At 47.4% G+C, this 23,099-nt stretch carries 19 protein-coding genes and 1 pseudogene; 11 read left to right on the forward strand and 9 right to left on the reverse strand.

What is annotated here, in order from left to right; all coding sequences use genetic code 11:
• Positions 1-2 precede the first annotated feature (2 nt).
• Positions 3-455, reverse strand: coding sequence for a MarR family winged helix-turn-helix transcriptional regulator (locus BM200_RS23580; protein WP_091189101.1), 453 nt, complete (start codon positions 453-455; stop codon positions 3-5).
• A gap of 135 nt (positions 456-590) precedes the next feature.
• On the opposite strand from BM200_RS23580, the gene pdaA reads away from it, so the two are divergent.
• Positions 591-1,385, forward strand: coding sequence for a delta-lactam-biosynthetic de-N-acetylase (gene pdaA / locus BM200_RS23585; RefSeq protein ID WP_091189102.1), 795 nt, complete (start codon positions 591-593; stop codon positions 1,383-1,385).
• Here the strand turns inward: pdaA and BM200_RS23590 are convergent, their stop codons facing one another.
• Positions 1,386-2,480 (reverse strand): branched-chain amino acid aminotransferase, encoded by a 1,095-nt coding sequence (locus BM200_RS23590; protein ID WP_091189103.1) that lies wholly within the window; start codon positions 2,478-2,480, stop codon positions 1,386-1,388.
• 116 nt (positions 2,481-2,596) lie between these two features.
• On the opposite strand from BM200_RS23590, the gene BM200_RS23595 reads away from it, so the two are divergent.
• Positions 2,597-3,484, forward strand: a complete 888-nt coding sequence (locus BM200_RS23595) for a LysR family transcriptional regulator (protein WP_091189104.1) — start codon at positions 2,597-2,599, stop codon at positions 3,482-3,484.
• Between the two features lie 36 nt (positions 3,485-3,520).
• Here the strand turns inward: BM200_RS23595 and greA are convergent, their stop codons facing one another.
• Complete coding sequence (gene greA, locus BM200_RS23600) at positions 3,521-3,997, reverse strand: transcription elongation factor GreA (RefSeq protein ID WP_091189105.1); 477 nt, start codon at positions 3,995-3,997, stop codon at positions 3,521-3,523.
• Positions 3,998-4,254: 257 nt separating this feature from the next.
• Here greA and BM200_RS23605 point away from each other — a divergent pair, with 257 nt between their 5' ends.
• Positions 4,255-6,267, forward strand: a complete 2,013-nt coding sequence (locus BM200_RS23605) for a methyl-accepting chemotaxis protein (protein ID WP_091189106.1) — start codon at positions 4,255-4,257, stop codon at positions 6,265-6,267.
• An 88-nt stretch (positions 6,268-6,355) separates the two neighbouring features.
• Positions 6,356-6,778: a VOC family protein gene (locus BM200_RS23610; RefSeq protein ID WP_091189107.1), complete on the forward strand. Its 423-nt coding sequence runs from the start codon at positions 6,356-6,358 to the stop codon at positions 6,776-6,778.
• 59 nt (positions 6,779-6,837) lie between these two features.
• Here BM200_RS23610 and BM200_RS23615 read toward each other — a convergent pair.
• Positions 6,838-7,303 (reverse strand): annotated as a pseudogene (locus BM200_RS23615) (GNAT family N-acetyltransferase).
• A gap of 88 nt (positions 7,304-7,391) precedes the next feature.
• Between BM200_RS23615 and BM200_RS23620 the strand changes: the two are divergent.
• A complete protein-coding gene (locus BM200_RS23620) occupies positions 7,392-8,507 on the forward strand; it encodes a DNA alkylation repair protein (RefSeq protein ID WP_091189108.1) in 1,116 nt (371 codons plus the stop codon).
• 25 nt (positions 8,508-8,532) lie between these two features.
• On the opposite strand, the gene BM200_RS23625 is transcribed toward BM200_RS23620, so the two are convergent.
• Together BM200_RS23625 and BM200_RS23630 are read right to left on the reverse strand one after the other, a co-directional pair.
• On the reverse strand, positions 8,533-9,036 hold the full coding sequence (locus BM200_RS23625; RefSeq protein ID WP_091189109.1) for a GNAT family N-acetyltransferase: 504 nt from the start codon (positions 9,034-9,036) through the stop codon (positions 8,533-8,535).
• A gap of 25 nt (positions 9,037-9,061) precedes the next feature.
• Entirely contained in the window at positions 9,062-9,493 is a 432-nt protein-coding gene (locus BM200_RS23630) for a VOC family protein (RefSeq protein WP_091189110.1), read from the reverse strand.
• A 202-nt stretch (positions 9,494-9,695) separates the two neighbouring features.
• Between BM200_RS23630 and BM200_RS23635 the strand changes: the two genes are divergently transcribed.
• The 5 genes from BM200_RS23635 to BM200_RS23655 all read left to right on the forward strand — a co-directional run bounded on the left by BM200_RS23635 (position 9,696) and on the right by BM200_RS23655 (position 17,550).
• Entirely contained in the window at positions 9,696-12,026 is a 2,331-nt protein-coding gene (locus tag BM200_RS23635; RefSeq protein ID WP_425434601.1) for a collagen-like protein, read from the forward strand.
• A 151-nt stretch (positions 12,027-12,177) separates the two neighbouring features.
• Positions 12,178-13,443 carry a class I SAM-dependent methyltransferase gene (locus BM200_RS23640; protein ID WP_091189111.1) on the forward strand — a complete coding sequence of 422 codons (1,266 nt, stop codon included), beginning with the start codon at positions 12,178-12,180 and terminating at the stop codon, positions 13,441-13,443.
• A gap of 2 nt (positions 13,444-13,445) precedes the next feature.
• Entirely contained in the window at positions 13,446-16,037 is a 2,592-nt protein-coding gene (locus BM200_RS23645; protein WP_091189112.1) for a metallophosphoesterase, read from the forward strand.
• Positions 16,038-16,155: 118 nt separating this feature from the next.
• The gene (locus BM200_RS23650) at positions 16,156-16,797 is read left to right on the forward strand and encodes a hypothetical protein (protein ID WP_091189113.1); all 642 of its coding nucleotides are present in this window, start codon (positions 16,156-16,158) and stop codon (positions 16,795-16,797) included.
• A gap of 75 nt (positions 16,798-16,872) precedes the next feature.
• Positions 16,873-17,550, forward strand: coding sequence for an HAD family hydrolase (locus tag BM200_RS23655; protein WP_091189114.1), 678 nt, complete (start codon positions 16,873-16,875; stop codon positions 17,548-17,550).
• Between the two features lie 23 nt (positions 17,551-17,573).
• Here BM200_RS23655 and BM200_RS23660 read toward each other — a convergent pair whose 3' ends face one another.
• The 3 genes from BM200_RS23660 to BM200_RS23670 all read right to left on the reverse strand — a co-directional run bounded on the left by BM200_RS23660 (position 17,574) and on the right by BM200_RS23670 (position 22,591).
• The gene (locus BM200_RS23660; protein WP_091189115.1) at positions 17,574-18,185 is read right to left on the reverse strand and encodes a hypothetical protein; all 612 of its coding nucleotides are present in this window, start codon (positions 18,183-18,185) and stop codon (positions 17,574-17,576) included.
• A gap of 14 nt (positions 18,186-18,199) precedes the next feature.
• Entirely contained in the window at positions 18,200-18,997 is a 798-nt protein-coding gene (locus tag BM200_RS23665; protein WP_091189116.1) for a DUF6199 family natural product biosynthesis protein, read from the reverse strand.
• Between the two features lie 126 nt (positions 18,998-19,123).
• Positions 19,124-22,591, reverse strand: a complete 3,468-nt coding sequence (locus tag BM200_RS23670) for a glycoside hydrolase family 2 TIM barrel-domain containing protein (protein ID WP_091189117.1) — start codon at positions 22,589-22,591, stop codon at positions 19,124-19,126.
• Positions 22,592-22,817: 226 nt separating this feature from the next.
• Between BM200_RS23670 and BM200_RS29785 the strand changes: the two genes are divergently transcribed.
• Positions 22,818-23,018 (forward strand): hypothetical protein, encoded by a 201-nt coding sequence (locus tag BM200_RS29785; protein ID WP_139230832.1) that lies wholly within the window; start codon positions 22,818-22,820, stop codon positions 23,016-23,018.
• The last annotated feature ends 81 nt before the right edge of the window (positions 23,019-23,099 follow it).

Genomic DNA, 23,099 nt, shown 5'->3' on the forward strand with positions numbered 1-23,099 from the left:
CATTACTCCTTTTCATGCTCCAATAAGCTGGTTGTATGTGCGTTAAGCCTCTTCAGCAGACTTGTCATTTGCTCGTATTCCTCAGCGGACAAGACTCGCGCGATTTCAGCAATCGTGCTATATTCAATCGGCTCGATTGTATCCGCCGTTTCTCTGCCCAGATCGGTTATATAGACCTGGAAGGAACGCCGGTCATGCTCGCTGGCCCGTTTCGTAATAAAGCCTTTCGCCTCGAGCGAATCCAGTATTCGGGTTGTAGTTGGTTTATCCTTGCCCGCACGTTCTGCAAGCTCCTTCTGAATCAAACCGTCTTCCTCGCGAACACGGAAGAGAACCGCCCATTGTTCCGGAGTTAAGCCAAAATCCTTAATGCGGGCAGCGAAAAAATTCGTCAGTTTCCGGTAGGTTGCTCCGAGCAGGAAGCCGATCGAATGATCCAATCCTTTTTGATGCATTTCGCTCACGCTCCAAATTAGTTGTTACAACAACTATATTCCTGACAACTATTTTTGTCAAATCGAAAATAAAGGATTGGATTAGCCTGAACAGGGGAAAATAAACGGACTACACATGGAGGAGCAGAGCGAGGAATGAAAAAACAATCAAAATGGATCCATTCATTTCTGATCGCGGCCGTTTTGTCTTTGCTGGTTGCCCAGCATCCGGCTAACGCGCTGCAAGGACCGTTTCATTTTGGGTTTAAAAAAAGCGTAGGCGGGCAGCTGCCCTCAATTAATGAAGAAGGCTTCAAAGATATAGTGATGAAGCATGGGGCGATTTTTCTCGGAGACACGACCAAGAAGGAGCTGTACCTGACCTTCGATAACGGTTATGAGAACGGCTATACTCCGCAAGTGCTGGATGTGCTGAAGGAGAAGCAGGTGCCTGCGATTTTCTTCGTGACAGGGCATTATGTGAAGGATCAGCCGGAGCTGGTTAAACGGATGGCCAGCGAGGGGCATCTGGTCGGCAATCATTCATGGAGCCACCCTGATATGACTCAAATCTCTGCTGAACAGATTCGAACGGAGCTGGAGAAAGTAAGGGAGCAGGTTCATACGCTGACCGGTCAGCAGGCGATGACGTATCTGAGACCGCCAAGAGGGATTTTCAGCGATAATGTGCTTGCCGTCAGCAAGGAATCCGGTTATACGAATGTATTCTGGTCTGTCGCATATAAGGATTGGGATGTTAATGCGCAAAAAGGAGCGGGCTTTGCCTTAAATCAAGTCGTCGCACAGCTTCATCCCGGAGCGGTCATTCTGCTTCATACCGTGTCCAAAGATAATGCCGCTGCGCTCGGCTCAATTATTGACGAAGCCCGCAAGCAAGGCTATGAATTTAAAAGTCTTGATCAAATGTCCGTCAAGACCTACGGGAATTAATTAACGGGAGATTAAATGCTCGGAAGGCTCCACGACAACGGACCAGCCGAACGAATCTTCCACAGTACCTCTTTGAATACCGGTCAGCGTGTCGTACAGCTTTTGCGACAGCTCGCCGGTATTTCCTCCGTTAATAACATAACGTGTACCTTCCCATGTCAGTTCCCCGATTGGAGAAATAACCGCGGCTGTACCCGTTCCAAACGCTTCGACAAGGCGGCCTTCCTGATGGGCGGTAACAACCTCATCAATGGACAGCTGTCTCTCCTCAACAGGCACATTCATATGCTTCAGCAGACGGATAATCGAATCGCGTGTAATACCGTCCAGGATACTGCCGTTCAGGGCAGGGGTTACAACCGTGCCGTCAATGTTGAAGAAGACGTTCATGCTTCCGACTTCCTCAATATATTTGCGGTGAACTCCGTCGAGCCAAAGAACCTGGGATGCGCCGTGAGCGTAAGCTTCTTCCTGCGCTTTCAGGCTTGCCGCGTAATTGCCGGCTGTCTTTGCGTTGCCGACACCGCCGCGTACGGCACGAACGTAGTGGGATTCCACATGGATTTTAACCGGATGAATACCTTCCGCGTAATATGAGCCTACCGGAGACATGATGATCATGAACATGTATTGGGTTGAAGCGTTAACACCCAGCTGTGCTTCCGTTGCAATAACGAAGGGACGGACATACAGGGAAGTTTCCGCATCAGACGGGATCCAATCGCTGTCTGTGAGAATAAGCTGCTTCAGTGCTTCAATAGCCAGCTCTTCGTCTACTGCAGGAATGCTGAGACGTGCGTTGGAACGATTGAGACGTGCCATATTTTGTTCCGGACGGAACAGACGGATTTTGCCATCATCGGTTAAGTAAGCCTTCAGGCCTTCAAAGATCGTTTGACCATAGTGAAACACTTTTGCTGCAGGATCAAGCGAAATTGGCTGATAAGGTACAACGCGCGGGTTATACCAGCCAGTTGCCGCATCATAGTCCATGATGAACATATGATCGGTGTAATACTTGCCAAATCCAAGCTCGGATGCTTTTGGTTTCGGTTTCTTGTTCGTAGAAAGTTCTATAGTGATGGTCTTGTTCATCGTATTCGATCTCTCCTTGTTGCTAGTTATAGTTGAATCGTAACATGTCAGTCGATATATTTAAAGTATCTGTTTTATCGTATACGCATACCGAAAAGGTATATTGGGGGCTGGCAATGGATATTCGACAGTTAAGGTACTTTTTGGCGATAGCCAAGGAAGGACAAATTACCCGGGCAGCAAAAGCGCTTAATATGGAGCAGCCTCCGCTTAGCCGTCAGCTCAAGCTGATGGAGGACGAGCTTGGCGTCACTTTGTTTGACAGGAGCGGGAAGGGGCTTACTCTGACGACGGCCGGCGAGCTGCTGCGGGACAAGGCGGAGAAGCTGCTGCAAGAGTTTAATGAGACGATACATGAAGTGAAGGAACTCGACGCAGGCCTTCACGGCACGCTTGCTCTAGGCTCAGTGGTATCCTGTATCTCCTTGCTTCCCCGTCCGATTGAGCAGTTCCGCAGGCTGTACCCGAACGTCACATTCAAGATCTGGGAAGGGGACCACTTTATCCTTGGCAATCTGCTGGAGAAGCGGGATATTGAGCTGATCGTGGCCAGGCTTCCCTTCGAATCGACATTACATACGCAGCCATATTCCGTCCTGCCTCTTCCATCGGACCCGTTCGTTGCGGTCCTGCCCTCAGGATGGGTAAGTAACCCGGATAAAAATACGATGCTGATGAGCGAGCTTGCAGATATGCCGTTCCTGACCCTCAAGACGGACAAAACGATCGGCATGCATCACCGTGTTATGATCGAATCAAGGGCGCATGGCTTTGAACCAAAAGTCATCTGCGAATGCTCTAGCGTAGCCATTATTGTAGCTCTTGTAGCAGCAGGCATCGGGGCAACCGTATTTCCGAAATCGGTTATGGCTTCCTTTCCGCTTCCTTCGATAAAAATGCTGGCCATCTCGGATGCGGATTTTCAATCAGATGTCGGAATCATATGGCTGAAGGACCGCTACTTATCGAAGAGCGCCCAGAACTTCATCGAGTTGTTTAAATAAAAAAAGGATGCAGCATCGTATGCTGCATCCTATTCTTTATCCGCTTACTTTGATCTCGAGCAGCTCATATTTTATGATACCAACCGGCGCATCGACGCTGATGACGTCTCCAACCTTCTTGCCCATTAAGGCTTTGCCCATCGGGCTTTCATAAGAAATCTTGTTATCGAATACGTCAGCTTCTGCAGGGCCAACAATTCGGTATTCGATTTTCTCCGCTACTTCAATATCGTTTAGAATAACGATGGATCCCACGCTTACTTTCGACGTATCTGCTGCTTTCGATACGCGTGCGGTCTTAAGCATCTTCTCCAGCTGCGTAATTCTGGTTTCCATGAACGCCTGGTCGTCTTTGGCTGAATGATATTCACTGTTCTCCTTCAGATCGCCGTAGCTGATCGCTACTTTAAGACGGTGAGCAAGCTCGGAACGTTTGACGGTCTTTAGCTCCTCGAGCTCTTCCTCTAGTTTCTTTAGACCTTCGGGGGTTAGAATGATTTCGTTTTTTGCCAAAACTACACAACTCCTGCCATTTATTTGTATCATCTGAATCGCTTCCTACATCTTACACTATCCCAAGTGGAAAAGAAACTTGGGTTAAGCTCCCAATTCCGCGGAAAAACTAACAATTTTCTAACTAAAAAGAAATGGAAAACTCAAATTTATAGTGTAGGATATGTCCTGCTGGCATCACGTAAATTTTTACCAAGATTGACCTCATGCGAGGTCTTTTTGTCATGCCGACAACCTAGAGAGGGTGCATATTAGAGATGAAGAAGAAATTCCAATTACCCAACGTTTTTCAGACGCGCAAGATTGCTCACCGAGTGTTACTAACAACGTTTATTATTGCCATTGCGATTGTAGCGTCTATGTCTGCCGCATTATTTCTTTCTAATTCTTCCTTGTTTAAAAATCAGATTAAAGAGGAGCTTGCCCTCCAGGCAGACGTCATTACCGCACGCATGGATGAAGAACTGCAGACGAAAGTGTCCAAAATCAATGCTCTGGCAGGCATTGGACAATATTATGGCCAGGATGCCCTAAAGCATGAAGAATTGATTGAACATTTTATAAAAGAAAACCCTGAATTAATGTCACCTGGCTATTCCCTCGACATGACAGGCAAGAACTTTCAGGTAGCAGGAACCGGAAATAAAATAGATGTTTCTGAACGGCCTTATTTCAAATCGTTGTCGGAAGGTAAATTAACCGTAAGTGATCCGCTTGTGAATAAAGTGGACCCTTCCAAGGTATCCATCGTTATCGCGGCACCTCTTATGCAGAACGGGAAGGCTTATGGTTTCTACATATTCGGCTATGAGATTAATTCTGCTGCCGCTATCGTCCGAGATGCGAAGGTTGGCGAAACAGGTTATGCCATTCTGATGGACAGCAGCGGCGTTGTCGTCAGTCATCCGAAGGCAGATCTTGTTATGAAGACAACGGTTTATGATCTGAATATGCCTGAAACCATAAAAGCTTTTGAGCTGGCCAGACAGGGGCAGAATACGAACTATTCCTTTACCTTTGACGGTGTGAAAAAAATCGGCTATGCCGAGGCGACCAAAAACGGTTATGTGATTCAGCTCTCCATTCCGGAGAAAGAAGCCATGCAGCCGGTAACGGATCTGTTGTGGAAAACAATCGGAGTTGCATTGATGGTTACGCTCCTGGCGCTTATCGCTGCCTATCTGTCCGCAATCCGGATGGCGAAGCCGATCGTTTATATTTCGAATGTCATTAAAGTACTTGCAAGCGGCGATTTAAGACCACGACTCGAAGTAAAAGCGAAAAACGAGCTTGGCGAGCTTGCAGACCATATGAACGATATGCTGGATTCGTTCTCAAATACGATTGGCAAAGTAAGCTCTGCCGCCGAACAGCTTGCTGCCTCCTCGGAGGAGCTGACCGCCGCATCGGTTGACTCCGTCGATATTTCCGGCCGCATTGGAGGGGCAATTGACAGTGTTGCAACAGCCGGGGAGAATCAAATGATCTCCGCCGAGCAGACATCGACGGCAATGGAAGAGATGGCATCCGGTGTGCAGCGTATTGCGGAATCCTCTTCGGTTGTTGCCGAAGCTTCGCAGACGTCGCTGGATGAAGTTCAGCTTGGCCAGGTTGCCGTTACTCATGCTGTCGAGCAAATGAAGCTTATTCATCATTCTGTAGGCAAGTCCGCTGAAGAAGTTCGGGAGCTGGAGCTCAAATCAAACCAAATCGGCAATATTGTATCTGTTATTCAGGAATTGACGAACCAGACGCAGCTGCTGTCTCTGAATGCTTCTATTGAAGCAGCACGGGCAGGAGAGCATGGCCGAGGCTTTGCCGTTGTAGCCAATGAAGTGAAGAAGCTTTCCGAGCAATCGGCAAATTCAGCAGCCGAGATTACCGCGCTGATCAAGGAAGTGCAGGGGACAACGCTGCGCGCAGTTGATGCGATGAATCAAGGGGTTGGCGATGTCGAGATTGGCTCCGAGCTGATTAATGAAGCCGGCGAAGTATTCGGCCGGATCACCTCCGCCTTCCAGGAAATCTCCAGTCAAATTCAAGAGGTATCGGCAGCTTCGGAGCAAATGTCAGCAGGAACGGAAGAGGTTACGGCTTCCATGACCGAGATTGTAACGATGACACAAACCACGTATAACCATTCCCAGAGCATCTCTCAAGGTGCGCAGAAGCAGCTTGATTCCATGAAGGATATTTCGGCTTCAGCCGAGGATCTGAGCCATATGGCACAGCAACTGCAGGAAGCGCTGTCGAAGTTCAAGACAAATTAGAAGTTTTTGATTATTAAGGCCGAAAATGGTACAGTATGGAAGGATAGTTATCCAACGATTTCATTATATCGTACAAGGAGAGATCTTGATGTCAGTTGATGCTTATTTGAATTTTGATGGAAATTGCCGTGAAGCGGCGGAGTTTTATGCAGAAGTATTTGGTTTGGACAAGCCAAAGCTGATGACATTTGGTGAGGTACCTCCGCACCCGGACTATCCATTGCCTGAAGAAGCGAAAAACCTGATTATGCATACCCGCCTGAACATTGGCGGCAGCAACGTGATGTTCTCCGATGTATTCCCTGGTATGCCGTTTATTGTTGGCAACAACATTACACTGGCTTATGTTGTGGAGGATGAAGACAAGATCCGTTCCGCTTTTGACCAACTGAAAGTAGGCGGGACCATTGTAATGGAACTGCAAGAGACTTTCTGGAGCAAATTGTACGGCCAGGTTACGGACAAGTTCGGTATTCAATGGCAGTTTAATCTCGGAATGGGCGAATTCTAATACTTAACTAACAAAATAAGGGAACCAGTAATCTGTTAGGACAGATTACTGGTTCTTTTTTACGACTGCTGTTTGCTCCTTAGCAGGGAGTATACATACGTATCGTGCGCTGAACCGTTCTGAACCATATAATCCCGCAGAATACCTTCTTGTTGGAAACCTAACTTTCTCAGCAGCCGATTCGATGCCTCGTTCTCGATAAATACTACAGCACCAATGCGATTGAGCTGCAGTTCATGAAAACCGTATTCAATAACTCGCGTCACGGCTTCGGACATATAACCCATTCTCCAATGATCAGGGTGGATTTCATAACCTTTCAATTCCCCAACGCAAGCCTCGCTTCTCGGTATAGCTTTTGGCAAAAAAATCGATGAGTACCTGTGCTTGATCACTATGTTCCAATGCCTCTTGACCGTAGTAACGTGTAACTAGCTCATTCGAGAAACAAGCAAAGATGTCTTGTAAGTCATCGCTTGTCACTTCTCTTAAATGTAATCGGTTTGTATCTAATTCAGGAAACATGCTTTTCACTCCTTTTGCAAAACAAGAACAAATGTTCTATAATGGTGCTATGACTACGACTAAGAGATTATCGAAGAGGGGTACACCATTGGCTGAGCCGTTAAAAGACATGTATGATGAAGCCTTTCTGAGGCAATTCGCAAATAAGGTACTTGCTGTAAATCCGGCTTTTCATAATGAGGCTTTTATATCTGACGTATTAAATGAAGCTTGGGATCAATTGCAGCTGAAAGGGCGGATCAGGCAAATCTCGACGGTGCTTGGCAAGCACTTGCCGCATAATTACGAGGAAGCATTACGAGTATTATATGCCATTTGTGAGGAATGCAGCGGATTTCCTTATCTGTTTTTCCCGGATTTTGTGGAGGTATACGGCGGGGCAGAGGAACATTGGGAGCTGTCTATGCAAGCTCTGGAGAGATTTACGCCAAAATCATCAGCTGAGTTCGCCGTTCGTGTGTTCCTGATCCGTGATCCGGAGCGAATGATGCGCCAGATGCTGACCTGGGCAAGCCATTCGGATGAACACGTACGAAGACTGGCAAGCGAGGGCTGCAGACCGCGTCTTCCATGGGGACAGGCTTTGCCAGTCTTTAAGAGGGATCCTTCGCCGCTCCTTCCCGTGCTGGAGCTGCTGAAGGAAGATCCATCCCTCTATGTCCGCAAGAGTGTCGCTAATAACCTGAACGATATTGCGAAGGATCATCCGGATCTAGTATTGGAAACAGCCCGCCGCTGGCAGGGACATCATCCTTTTACAGACTGGATCATCCGTCATGCTTGCCGGAATTTGGTCCGCAAGGCTCATCCGGAGGCGCTGGCCATCTTCGGCTATGCCGTGGCGGAGGACTCCTCTCCAATTGTCACTTCAGCTGACCTTCAAGCCCGGCCTTCGACTTTGGAGATCGGGGATAGCTGCAGGCTGGAATATACGATTCGGATTCAGGAGGGGGAACCGCTGCATTTGAGGATTGAGTACGGCATAGATTTCGTCAAATCCGGAGGCAAGACTTCCCGCAAATTGTTCCTGCTGTCAGATAAGACGGTATCTGGCGGATCGTCGCTGTCTGGCAGCCGAGTTCACCGCTTCGCAGATTTGTCTACGCGGCGCCATTATCCGGGAGCACATCGTATCGTCTTGATGGTGAACGGTGTTGAAACGGCAAGTACAACGATTGAGTTGCGCCCAGCAGCAACGGAATAAATAGAAGAAGAGCTATGCTTTGGCTTTAAGCCTCGGCATAGCTCTTTATTTTCAACCGGTAGAAGGCCGTCGGATACACGGTGTTGGCTTCGCGGACAAGCTGGAAGCCATGCTTCTCGTAAAACTGTCTGAGTGGCGGACGATCAGAGGCGCAATCCAGCTTCAAATAACTTTTATTCCGCGATTGTGCGACGTTCGTGGCAAATGCAAGCATGCTGCCAGATAAACCGGTTTTGGAATATTTCCGTCTAATGCAAAGCTTGTGAAGATACAGGGCATCGTTCTGCTGATCCTCCGGCCAAAAGAAGCTATCCTCTTCCAACAGGATCATAACCGCGGCGATCTCCCCGTCTATATAGGCTGCATAGAAATGGTTAATAGTCAGTCCATCGAGCAGACGGTGTGCAGTGAGGTCGGATTCATTCCACATGGGAATGCGGTTCGCGGCAATCCATCTTGCTCCTTCTTTAAGGACCTCAAGAAACGTGTCTAACTCCGATTCATGAATGCTTCGTATGACGGTCTCCATTACGATTAACCTCTTCCAATATAATTTAGAAGGAAATCATCCCGCCCCGTTCATCGAATACGGCGGTAGGATTCCACGCCACTTCCCACAGGTTGTTCTCCGGATCTGCGAAATACGCCGTGCGGCCTCCCCAGAAAGCATCGCTTGGCTCCCGCAATATTTTCCCGCCAATCTCCCGAATTTGTTCAATGGTAGTGTCCACCTGAGAGGGCTCGTCCACATTAATGGCATAAGAAACGGCTCGGTAGGATTGTTTGTCTTGGGTAAAGCTTACTCCCGCATCCTTCTCTAATTCCTCGATAGGAAATAAAGACAAGATAACGCCTGCCGTGAGGAAAGCGGCGTAGTTATCTGAACTGCTCGCTGTTTCTTCCCAACCAAACTTCTGATAGAAAGACCGAAGGGAAGGCAAATCATAAGCACCAATCGTTATTAGACTGACACGTTGAGGGATCATTTAAAATAGCCTCCTTAAAAAGAATCGACACAAATGGAATATGGAACCAATTATATCGCTTTGGTTTTTGGCGTGGCAATAGGGAAATAAGAGCAGATAGTTATGTTCATTCGCTTTACTACGTAAATATGTAGGTTGTAGTAAAGAGTCTTCCGTACGTTGTTATATTAATCTTTCAAGTTGTACAAGGGGGGTGAGAACGTTGAAGCGCCGAAAAATGAATAGAGGCGGTTCGGAAACCTCGGGAAACAGCAAACAAAAAATAAAAGGATTTGGAGCGGAGACAGGATCTGTTCTGCTGCTACTCCATGAACTTAGAGGCATTATTCCGGTTGTCCTGCAAGAGGGTGCACCTGAGCACGTGGTTGCGTATTTCCAGGTTATAGTGGGCAGGGTGCTGAAAATAACGGAAAATTCCAGAATAAAAAAGGCCAATAAAGTCCGGTTGATTGCCCGATTGGAGCTGACTCTCGTAGCAGCTAAAGTCATTCCTTTTGTACCTTTGAGTGTTGCCATTGCTTTGCAACATTTGCTGAATGTCTTGTTGTCCATTGTGAAACAGGGATGCCTGGATCCGAAATATACGAGCCGGTTAATTGCGATTATTTCATCTATAGTGGTCATCATTACGAATGCATTGAGGTGTCATTGTCAGCCGGGTGCTACGGGTTCAACAGGACCGGCAGGACCACCCGGGCTGCCAGGAGCTCCCGGCCCGGCGGGACCGCAGGGTATGCAGGGGCTGGCTGGGGCAGCAGGAGCAACGGGAGCAGCGGGAGATCCAGGGCCAACTGGACCGACAGGGGCAACAGGTATTGCAGGTGAAGCGGGGGCTATGGGAGCGACAGGTGAAGCTGGATTAGTAGGAGCAACCGGAGCAACAGGAGCAACGGGAACGGGAGTAACCGGAGTAACAGGAGAGACTGGAGCGACAGGAGTAACAGGTGCAACGGGAGAGACAGGGGCGACAGGGACGACCGGGTCAACAGGAGTAACCGGAGTAACAGGAACTACGGGAGAGCCTGGTGCAACAGGTGCGACCGGGGCAACAGGAGTAACGGGAGCTACGGGAGAGATAGGAGCAACAGGGGTGACCGGGGCGACAGGGACGACCGGGCCGACAGGAGTAACGGGAGCTACAGGCGAGACAGGTGCGACAGGTGTAATCGGAGCAACCGGAGCAACGGGAGCAACGGGAGCGACAGGTGCGACCGGGGCAACGGGAGAGACAGGAGCAACAGGGGCAACAGGTGCCACAGGCGAGACAGGAGCAACAGGGGTGACCGGGGCGACTGGGGCAACAGGTGAAGCTGGATTAGTAGGAGCAACCGGAGCAACCGGAGCTATGGGAGTTACTGGAGCCACAGGAGTAACGGGAGCAACGGGAGTGACAGGTGCGACAGGGGTAACAGGTGCCACAGGAGAGACAGGAGCAACCGGAGCAACCGGAGCAACCGGAGCGACGGGAGAGACAGGAGCAACCGGAGCGACGGGAGAGACAGGAGCGACCGGGGCGACAGGGACGACCGGGTCAACGGGAGTAACCGGAGAGACTGGAGCGACAGGAGTAACAGGTGCAACGGGAGAGACAGGGGCGACAGGGACGTCCGGGGCAACGGGAGTAACCGGAGTAACAGGAGCAACGGGAGTGACAGGAGCGACAGGGATAACCGGAGCAACAGGAGTAACCGGAGTAACAGGAGCAACGGGAGTGACAGGAGCGACAGGAGTAACAGGAGAGACAGGAGCAACAGGAGAGACAGGAGCAACAGGAGTAACAGGTGCAACGGGAGAGGCAGGGGCGACAGGAGTAACTGGCGCAACAGGAGCGACAGGAGTAACAGGAGCAACAGGAGTGACTGGAGCTACAGGAGAAACGGGTGCAACGGGAGAGACAGGAGCGATAGGGACGACCGGGCCGACAGGAGTAATGGGAGCAACGGGAGTAACGGGAGTAACGGGAGAGACAGGGGCAACAGGGGCAACAGGAGCAACAGGAGCAACTGGTGTAACTGGTGTAACAGGTGAAACAGGAGCAACTGGGCCGAATTTATTGTCCGAAGGGTTCTCGGGCTTTATAAGTACGCTCAATCTATCGGCTAGTCAGCAGCTCACGAACTGGTCAACTGCATCTCCTTATTTTCCTAGTGCCAGCTTTAATGCAACGACAGGGAATTATACAGTTCCCGTTACAGGCCGTTATGAGATCCTGGCGACCATTAACTATTCGACAACCGCAGCTATTTCGTTAACACTGGGGCCAGGCGTCAATCCGGCCTTTGCCGTTCAACGGATTTCGCCTGCGGCAACAACACTCATTAGCGGTTTATTTCCGCTTCTCAACATAAACGTTACTCTCCTTAATCTAAGAGCAGTTTTGGGCAACGGAACCGTTACTCTCTCTGGAGATGTCACTTTAACCGCAGGTGATGTGGTGGGGTTATTTTATAATGCGAATGGTCTTACCATTTCACTTATTTTAGGAGGCGCAAACTCAGGAGGAATTGTCTGGAGTATGCACCGCATAACGTGAAAAATTGAAGGCAGCACGATGGCTCGTTACTCCATGGTGCTGTTTTTTTTTGCCGGCTTCAGTGTTGTCGTAATACTTTTGCCATGTTCGTTCATTGGTAGATATGTGAAAATCCATTTAGAAGTTGTTGATGAAGAGGGGATGAACCATTATGGCCATCGTGCAATTAAAGTCTACGAATCCGAAATTCTCGTACTTGATAAAGAAAAATCCAGGGACCAGCATGCAAATTCGATCCATCCGAAAAGGGATGGCCTATGGCTGGTATACCGATGACACCGCCTACAACGTTTATTTCAAGGATGCTGATAATGAAGTGTCCTACAAAGAAAATGAGCAGGAGCAATTCGAATATTTGAATGTTTCCCGGTACAATACACCGCTGTTCCCGCTCAACGCGATTAATGAATTTTTTACAGCACCATATAAAACACGGCATGAACAGGATACGGACGGCTATGCACATTCTTTCCATATTAATATGATTCATGTGGAATGGATACGGTATTTCGATGTCTTCGAGAAACATATGAGAGATTGCCGCTTTGAGCGCCAACAGTTATCGAACAAGAGCTATTCGCTTACGATTACAACTGAAAAAAACATGTACCATCTGCTCCATGTGGTTTGTGTATTATGCTTGTTCCTGGCTATATCAGGCAATGAGAATATCGATATTAACGACGAAATTCTTGACAAATATATTCATAGTATTCAAGTCATCGATGCCCCGTTTTATATTCGCAGCATGTTTGTAAGAAACTTCTTGTCATCCAAGACGAGCTTTTGGAAATATAAAACGGCTCTAGAGAACACGGACCGTTATGCCATTGACTTTGAATTTGGCGGAACGGCGTTTCAGAGAAGGAATTATATCGGCAGCTCCCTGCAATTTGATAAATCCATTTTGGATGTTGGCTGTGGTGAAGGTTTCTACGCTATTCCGTTTGCGAAGAAAATCGAGTGCAACTATTATGCAATCGATGTAAATGAAGAAGCACTTGAGGTTGTGAAGCGAAAAGCAGGGGCTAAACAAATTGAAAATTTAGCTCTCTACCGGTCCCTTGATCATTACCTAGAGGAATACAACGGGGAACTGGTCGATATTGTTATGACCGAAGTGATTGAGCATATGAGCGAAGAAGAAGCGAAGCAGCTCATTCAAACAATTTGTGCAAATATCGAGTTTGATCAATTTATTATTACGACGCCTAACGCCGACTTTAATCCCTACTATGAGCTTCAGTACTTGAGACATGAAGACCACAAATGGGAAATGGGGCAAGAGCAGTTTCAGCAATGGTTCATGGATGTTATTCAAGAAATGAAATGGGAAGTCGAATTTGTCGCAATTGGTGATCGCGTTAACAGTATCCATACAACGCAAGGTGTTATTTTGAAGAAAAAGGGGGCCTGAACATGGAAATAGTTACAAAAATCCATACCATCTTTTTGATGATTGGATCAACCGAGTGCGGCAAGTCTACTTTTGCTAATGAAATTCTGATCCCTGGTCTTCAGTTCCAGGATGCGGAGAGAGGAATCAAATCAAATATTCAATATTTGTCTTCTGATGCCATCCGACAGGAAATGCTCGGCTTCGATTATGACAAATACGACCGGATCATGCTGGAAGCCAGCGATCAGACCTTTCAATTGCTGTTCACCAAGCTGAAGCTGGTGACCTCCTTTCCGGTAAATGCAGAATTTGTAATCTTAGATACAACGGGACTGGCCGATGACTTCCGGGCAAGGGTGAGGGAGATTGCTCATGAGAACAATTATAACGTTGAAGTGATTTTGTTCGATTATAGAAACCGTTCCGATTACTACGCATCCGAAAGATCCAAGAAGCTGATTACCGCACATATTAACCGCCTCAAAACGGATGTTCTGCGGTCCTTATCCAAAGAAGGCTATTCCGCAGTTCATAAGATACGGGCCAAAGATTTTTACTTGGCATCGAAGAAGCGAGTAAATCCGGAATACCGGGTTAAGATTGAGAACCTGGATGAATATGTATCGACTGCGCTGCCGAACAAGTACAAATATATTGTAGTAGGGGATGTCCATGAGTGCCTGGATACCTTCAAATCCCTTCTTCTCAGCCATGGTTATCAGATTGAAGGAAATACACTCCTTCCTGCCGGTCGTGTAAAAGATACCAAAATTGTTCTAGTTGGAGACTGGATTGATAAAGGGAAGCAGACCAGGGAAACGATACAGTTCTTGTATGAGAATCAGAAGCATTTCTACTTTGTTCTGGGCAATCACGAGAACTTTGTTTATAAGTATCTCAAAGGGGATTTGCAGAATGTTGACCAGGAGCTGTTGCATACGTATTTTAACTCTACACAAGTACTGGCGAGTGATCCTGAATTGCTGGAACAATTTCAACAGCTAGTTGATGTTTCGAAACCATTCTACCGTTCGGTAGGAACAACAGCTGCTTCCTTCTATATTACCCATGCGCCATGCCGGAATAAATATATCGCTAAGCTGGACACCAATTCGATTAGGCATCAGCGGAATTTCAGGATTGACCGCGACACAGACTTGGAGCCGCAACTTGCTTTCCTGGAGGAAGAAGCGGTGAGCAATTACCCGTTCCACATATTCGGGCATGTAGCAGCCAAGAATGCCTTCCGGATCAAAAATAAAGTCCATATCGATTCTGGATGTGTGCATGGAAACGCTTTGACCTCCGTGAGCCTTTCCTATAAACCTTTCTTTAAATCCCAGGCTACGAGTCAAGCCTTCCTAACGGATGAGCTCAAACCATTATTTGTTTCGGAACGAAAAGTGGCTATGCAGGACTTAGGTGAAGAGGAGCTTCGCCGTCTGCGTTACGCGACAAGCAACAAGATCAACTATATTTCCGGAACGATGGCACCGGCAGATAAGGATGACGAGGCAGGTCAGTTAGAGTCACTGAGGAAGGGTTTACACTATTATGCAGAACGTGGAGTGAAGGAAGTTGTTTTGCAGCCGAAATATATGGGTTCTCGATGCAATATTTATCTTTATCAGGATATCGAACAATGCTTTGCTATTAGTCGTAATGGATACAAAATCAAGAAAGTGGACTTAATCGGAATCTACACCGATTTGCTCAGCAAATTTGGCGGTTATATGAAGGGTAACAATATCGAAATGCTTCTGCTCGATGGGGAGCTGCTTCCATGGCGGGCAATGGGGGAAGGGCTTATTCAGCGGCAATTTAAACCTATTGAGAAGGCGTTAGAGACCGAGCTTGCATTTCTGAAGCAGAACGGATTTGAAAAAGCATTTCGTCAATTAACGGATGATTTTCATGTTAGCGGGTTTGAAAAGGATCAATTTCATATGCCAAAAGCAGCATTAAGCGAAAAATATGGCTCTACTACTTATCAGAACTATAAGCATCTGCATATCATTCACGACTCATATATGCCGCTAGATGCACATCAGTCTGCTTTCGAAGCTTATAAGCAACAAATAGAGCTTTACGCGGAAGATGGAGAACTTGCTTATAAGCCGTTCGCTTTGTTGAAAATAATCTACAAAACCGGTCAAGAAGAGATTCCAAACTGGAATACCTCAGACATGTATCGCTTTCTCTCGGACGATGAGTTTCTGTTAATTGATCTGACAGATGATGAGGCTATCCTTCAAGCGGAGCAATTTTTCACCAGGCTGACGGTTGATCAGAAGATGGAGGGGGTCGTTATTAAGTCGCAAGGAATGGAGGGGGAGGGGAAAGTTGTTCCGTTTATCAAAGTCCGTAATGCGGAATACTTATCCATCGTGTACGGGTATGATTACCGGTTCCCTCATAAGTACAGCAAGTTGATGAAACAAAAGAATGTCAGTCAGAAACTTCGCACATCGCTTAAGGAATACCGAATCGGCCAGCGAATGCTTGAAATTCCGAATGTTGAGATTTCACCGGATAATCAAAAATATAAAGCAACCGCAGCAAGTCTGCTGTTCGAAGTGGCAAAAGAGAAGGAAATCGATCCGAGGCTATAAAAAGAAGCACCTCCAAAAACGCGCCTCAGCAGGCGCGTTTTTCTTTTTCTGATGTACAGACAAGCTTTCTTTCCCCTTCATATAATTTAGTAGCAAATGATAGAAGGGTGAGCGGAATATGAGTGATGGATTAACGGGTTATACGGGATTGACAGGTATGACAGGTCCTCCAGGGCCGCAAGGTGTTCAAGGTCCGCCGGGGCCTCCAGGACCAACCGGATTAACGGGAAAGACAGGGGCAACAGGACCAACTGGACCAACTGGCCAAACCGGCCCAACCGGGTTGACCGGGCCTCCCGGCCCACAAGGGGTTCCCGGCCCCTCGGGGAGTCCTTTTACAACCTTTGGAGATGCGGGATTGATCTCGGAGGTTAAGCTTGTGAGCGGCGAGCCGATTGTCGTGACCGAGCTCTATGAATGGGAAAATACAGTTCTGCAAAGCGGTTCCATTGTGGTTGCTGATGCCGGCTTATATCTCGTATCCTACTCTGTTAACGTTATGATACCACCAGTGTCGAACGTGAGCTTTATTCTGGCTGTAGATGGCGGGTTTATTGACAAAACAAGAGGAAGACTCGGGAATGGCAAGAACTCGGACTTCTTTACGACGGGATTAAGCAGAACTCATTTGTTGTCATTACCCGCCAACTCGGTTATCTCATTAATGGTTGAGAGTATGACCGGCAGTGTCACAGCTTATGAACCTGTTCTAACGGTCATCAAGCTAAGAGAGAATGAATTGATTTCCAGTATTTTATAATTAGCCCGCCTGTGATATTCTCTCTTTATCACCTTTGAAAATTGTTCATGAAAGCCATGATTAAGGAGTGTTTGGATGAATAGTATAGCTGCTGTGATCTTCGATCTTGATTTGACTTTATTGGATAAACACCAATCCTTAATCCGGTTTGCCGATCATCAATATGATGCGTTTTCGTTAGAAGCTTTCCATATAGACAGAGGGGATTTTATTCAAAAGTTTACGGAAATGAATCATGTCGTTCGGCCAAAAGACGAGGTGTATAGGGAGCTAATCGAGATTTTTAACATTGACAGCTCTCTGCTGGCCGCTATGCTGGACGATCTGAACCAGAGCTTTTCCGACTATGCGATCGGTTATCCGGGACTTGTTGCCATGCTTAGTGAGCTGAAGAACGCCTCGATTAAACTTGGCATGATTACGAACGGAAGAGCGTTTTATCAGCGGAACAAAATCCGTTCTCTAGGTATAGAAGGTTATTTTGACGATATTGTCATCTCGGAGGCGGTAGGCTTAAGAAAGCCTGACCATGCTATTTTTCAATTATCCTTGTCTCATTTGAACGTATCCGCTGACGATGCTGTATTTGTCGGGGACAATATGAAGAATGATATTATTCCAGCCAAGGAGCTTGGAATGAGAACGATATGGAAGCAGAAGGAAGCTCAAAGCGAGCATGCAGATAGGGTCTGTGATGATTTGCTTGAGATCCCCATGTTAATCCACAACTTGATTCAAACAAAAACCGGGTAACACATTTGTGCTCCCGGTTTTCATTATTTGGTTTTAGTTGCGGCTAGATACTTATCCAGCTCTTCGCGGTTCGTATTGTCTCCGGATGGGACGGTATTGGTTACCCCCCAGTAATCACGCTGGACTGTATCTTTATTAGGGAATGCATATAAGTCAAGATCATGCAAAATACGGTGCATGAAGCGCAATGCTTCGGGATCATGCTTCTTCCGGGCGATATTAGCGAGCTCGGTTAAGGTATTCATATCAATTTGCAAGCCTTGGACACCTGTCAGCGCTTTGCCAAAAGCCTCGTAATTTTTCGCATCGAAGACCTCTGTCGCCAAAAACTCATCCCAGGCTTTATCATTCTCAGGCTTGAAATTATCCAGTCCTCCACCTGTTACTTTAAGATCAAAGGCCGCATGATATTCCTTAATCTTGGCAATGGCTTTGCCTTCTGTTGAATCCGCAGCGAAGTCAACCTTCGGCACATGCAGCGGCTGCGCCTTTACGGTTGACTCTGATGTATCGGTCGTTTCGGTCTTATCTCCGCTATCCATGGCTTTAAGAACGATATTAGCGCCAATGGCTCCAGCACCGCAGATCAGTACAAAAGCGATGGCGGCGCCAATCAGATTTTCTTTAACTCGCAATGAATAAATCCCCCTTAGCTGTCTGTATCAATTGTAACGTTTAGTTTACCCGAATACCCGAAAGTGTTCAAACCTGCCGCTGGTCGTATCAGCATATCGTCTCCAAAATAGGCCAAAAGGGCGATAAAGAAAGAAATGATCATAGACGCAATACCGCCAAGCTTGCAAGTAAAATAGTAAAAATCGCTCGGCTCAGCATCTACAACAAATAATTGGCGAAGGGACATACGGAACATAAAATTCTGAAACCGCTCGTATCGGTAGGTGCACCAACCGTAGATAAATACACCAGCTGCAATCAGCAATATAAATGGATAACCTCTTGTGAAATGGTAATTGGAGTAAGCCGCCTGTACCAGCGTAACTGGAAGATAAAGCTCCTCATTGCCGCCCAGAATTCGTTCTCCATTCGAGTAAGCGGTAATGGTTGCGTATACAGGCTCACCTTGGTCATCGTAAAGAAGAAAGTCACGTGCAGTATTCTGAACGGTATATACTTTGCCGGTGGGGTAGGTTAACCTGTATTCCTTGATTCCGCCCTTATCTTGTCGTGTAATGACGTAATCGGTTGCCTGGATCGTTACAATCCGGTCCATACCGTTCTGCTGCACTTGGATAGGCGGGCCGCTCGAGCTGTGATAGGTAATGATATTCCCTTGTTTGCAATCGAAGGAATAGGTCATATTGTTCACTTCGAATATATGCTTCGTAAAGTATGGCCAGGATAAGACGGTCACAAGGACTAGCAAGGCTAGCACTTTGTATGCGAATCGGCGTGTGGATGGCTGCAGGCTTTTGAACCATGTTAGCATAATGTTACTCTTCCCATCTTCCTGGTTTATACAGTTGTACGTGTTTTTTCCGGGTTGGTTGCGGTGGGCGTAGGAGAAAAGAAAGGACCGCAGCTATCCGCTGAGGTCCATCGTTATGTTGCAGTATTATTCCGAGATAAATTGGAATGATCTGAAGTTGAATTGACTGCCCGGCAGGAAGATGAAGGTGACAGTCTGATAGCCTGTAATACGCTCCAATGTGTATTCCCGTTCGCAATAGCCTTCCGAATAAGCAAATTCAATAAGCTGCTTGGTCTCGCCTTCAGGACCGCTGAACAGGATATGAATCGTATTGTTGTCGATTGGCGATTGACCGCATAGGACAAGCTTGCGGGTACCGGTATCTCCAAAGTCCATTTCCTGGAACACTAATGAAACGTTGTTGCCGATGTTTTCAATTGCACCACTTGCAAGCGAATAGGTATCTCCGTATATCTGATTATGCTCCAGCGCTTCCAGGCGTTCGAATGCCTTGACGGCTTTCTTGAACTGGATGCCCTTTAGATGAATCTTCCTCTTCAGGACAAAGGTTAAGGAGGTAATTCCCATGAGCCGCCTAGGCAGACGATAGGTCTCATCCTGGTACACATTCCATCTTGTAGGCTTGTGATAGGAGAGCTGCGTAAGCAGAGAAGCTGATGGCGCGCCTGGAACGCCTTCCCAGAGTTCTATCGTGAATTGCTCGCTGTCGAGTGAAAAAATCGGTAACGTTATCTCGTCTGATCCATAGGTGCCAAAGTCGATATTGTCAAAGCAAATCCAGCTCTCGCCGTCTCTGCTTGTCGCTACTCCACGTTCGTTGCCGTTCGTCAGGTTGCGGCTTGACTCGCTATGGTAGCCTGCGGATACAAATTCGTACGGGTTAATAAAGGCCTGTCCAATGCCGTCAATCCGGAACTCCATTAAGGCATACAGCTGGATTTTGTCCGAGCCGTTACGGGTTGCGCAGCGGAGATAGAAATCGCCATCACTTAAAGCGGTAACTTCAGCTTGGTTGCCGTCTGCCTTAAGGCTCGCAATATTCGCATCTACACCGGCAACGTTTGTTACCCGCCATTCGACATCACGGTAAGTCGCATGGCTTGGATGAATGACAACATGGACGGGCAAGGAACGGTTCTCTGCCGAAAGGGCATTGCCTTGCGGACAAATAATTTCCAGCTTGCGAACAGGAATTTCATCCGTCTCTAGATTGGCAGCTTCTGCTGCTTGTTCTGCTGTATAGGCATAAAGGGTATATTCATCGCCTGGCGCGGCTGGTTCAGGAGCAACGGAGGCAAGGGTTACTTCACTTGCCATTAATCCTTTTGATGCTGCACGTACGGTAATCGTTCCGCTCTCCAGCGTTGGGGCAATGACAGCCAGCAGCTTACCGCTGAACAGCCGGCGGTTCGTGCCTTTGTATGAATCATAATCGGTGCTGTCCCCATTATCGAGTCCAACGAGACGGCCAGGACCTTCCACGCAGATATGGATGCGGTTATTCGCATTCGCTACCGGCCGTCCATCTTGGTCGAGAGCAGAGATCTCAACGAAGACCAGATCCGACCCGTCAGCCGACATCGTTGTTTTATCCGGGGTAAGAAGAACGGAAGCCGCGTCTCCGAAGGAGGTTTGAATATCCGTTGCAATCATGTTGCCCGATTCATCATAAGCAACAGCCCGCAGGACACCCTTCTTATAAGGAATTTGCCATTCTCCAAGCAGCTTCTCGCCATGGGCGTGATCGATTTCATAAGATCCCATCGACTCGTCATTGAAGAACAACTCGATCTTTGGCGCATTCGAACAGACGCGTATATCAATAAGCTGACCTTCAGAGAAATCCCAATAAGGGAAAATATGAACCATCGGCTTCACCCTATAGTCGGTCCATTCCGCTTGATAAATGTAGAAGGCATCCTTCTTAAAGCCCGCCGTATCAATCTGTCCGAAGTAAGAGTTCTTCGTATGATAAGGTGTAGGCTCGCCAATGTAGTCAAAGCCGGTCCACAGAAATTGTCCAAGCGAGAAGGCGGCATCGCGGTCGGCAATAATGCATGCTTCCGTGCTTCTAGCCCCCCAGCTGGTTGAGCTGTTGCCCAGCGATGAGCATTGCTCATCATCATCTGCCAGAACGGATTGGGCGAGTGGGAAATGATAGATGCCGCGGCTTTGTACCGTCGAGCAGGTCTCGCTGCCATAAATAAACCAATCCGGATGCTCCTCATGATGTTGCTTGTAGTATTTGTCTCCATAGTTATAGCCGGCGAACTTGACCAGGTCGGCGCATTTCTGGGCATTCTCCCATGGCATATAGTTTGAGCCGATCGTGACGACCGCATTCTCTTTTGGATCATGGAACTGAACCTTATCCCGGAGCTGGGCCGTCAGAACTTGTCCGCGTTCATCCGCATGGGTATCGTAAATCTCGTTGCCGATGCTCCACATTAGCATGCTTGGATGATTACGGTCTCTGCGAACCCAGCTTGCGATGTCTTTTTCCCACCAATCCGCATAAAATCTGGCAAAGTCATAGGTTGTTTTCGACCGTTCCCACATGTCGTACGCTTCGGAGACGATAAGCACACCCATCTCATTGGCCAGCTCCATCAGTTCAACTGCGGGCATATTGTGAGCTGTACGAATCGCATTGACGCCCATCTCCTGGAGGAGGGCAATTTGTCTTCTAAGAGCGGTTTTATTAACGGCTGCACCAAGGGAGCCGAGGTCATGATGCTGGCAAACTCCTTGAAGCTTCAAGTGGCGGCCATTCAGGAAAAAGCCTTTTTCCGTGTCAAATTCATAGGTGCGGAATCCAAAGGTTTGCTGCTCGGCATCAATCACCGCGCCATCAGCAATAAGCTCGGTCTGGAGCGTGTAGCAGCTAGGCTGTTCAATATCCCAGAGCTCTGGGTGATGAACGGCAAGCAACTTGTTCGCGGTTACGGTCATATCCGATTCAGTTGGTATAACAACCTCCGCTTGCCCGATGATAGTTGCAGCTGCATCCCTAATCGTATGGCGAAGCTTATATTCAGAGGAAGAGTTTGCGAGTTTCGCGAATACGATTTCCGTATCAATATCAACGGACCAGATATCTCCTTCATTCTTTTTAGCGGAAATATAAATGCCGTCGGATGCCAGATAGGTATCAGGGGAAGCGACGAGCCATACGGATCGATAAATCCCTGCACCTGAATACCAGCGTGAGTTCGGCGATTCATGAATGACCTGGACAAGAATCTCGTTATCGCCTGCCGCAAGATAAGGTGTCATATCGATCTCAAAGGTAGAGTAACCGTTCTTCCAAGTGCCGGCTTCATGTCCATTCACGTAAATCGTTGCATTCATGTAAACGCCTTCAAACCTCAGCGCATATCGCTTACGAGAGAGGGTCTGTTCGAGGTTAATCGTTTTGCGGTACCAGCCAACGCTGTTCTCATAAAGATTATTCGAATCATAAATTAACCAGTCATGCGGGAGTGTAATAGGAGACCAATCGATTCCGCCTTGTTTAATGGTGTTTAGCTCCGTACCAAGCGGATGTTTGGAGAAATACCAGTCGTTATTCAGCTTTTGTTTCTGGCTCATGGGAGAACTCCTTTCGTTCTTATGATTCTATTTCGATAGTGTCATTTGGTGTTCGAGAGTGCAATGTAATTATAAAAGAAGTAACATTATTCGAGTATATCATTTAATTTTCAAAGCAAAGACCGTTTAAATTATAGAATTGTATCTTGAGATTAGATCCTTTAAAATTAGAAATAAGCCCCATTTTTGTATAACTAACGGTATGGATCCGGTGATAGAAGGGGAGATGAGGCATATTTCATCCATTCGATTACTATTATTGCATGCAAAGATTGCCCAGCAGGATGTGGCTGTATTAACGAATAAGGGAAAATGGTGGAGCGGGAAAATCGAGAAGGTTGAGGATCAATTCGTGCAGCTGCGATATGATCATAACATGCTGGTCCATGTCCCTATCTCCACGATTGAGGAAGTAAGACAATCCTGAGCAGGAATGAGGCAGGCCATAGAGGCTTGTCTCTTTTACATAAGGCCGTCATTATGGTGCATGAAATGTCGGATAGGCCGG

The sequence above is a fragment of the Paenibacillus catalpae genome, assembly GCF_900112695.1.
GTDB lineage: Bacteria > Bacillota > Bacilli > Paenibacillales > Paenibacillaceae > Pristimantibacillus > Pristimantibacillus catalpae.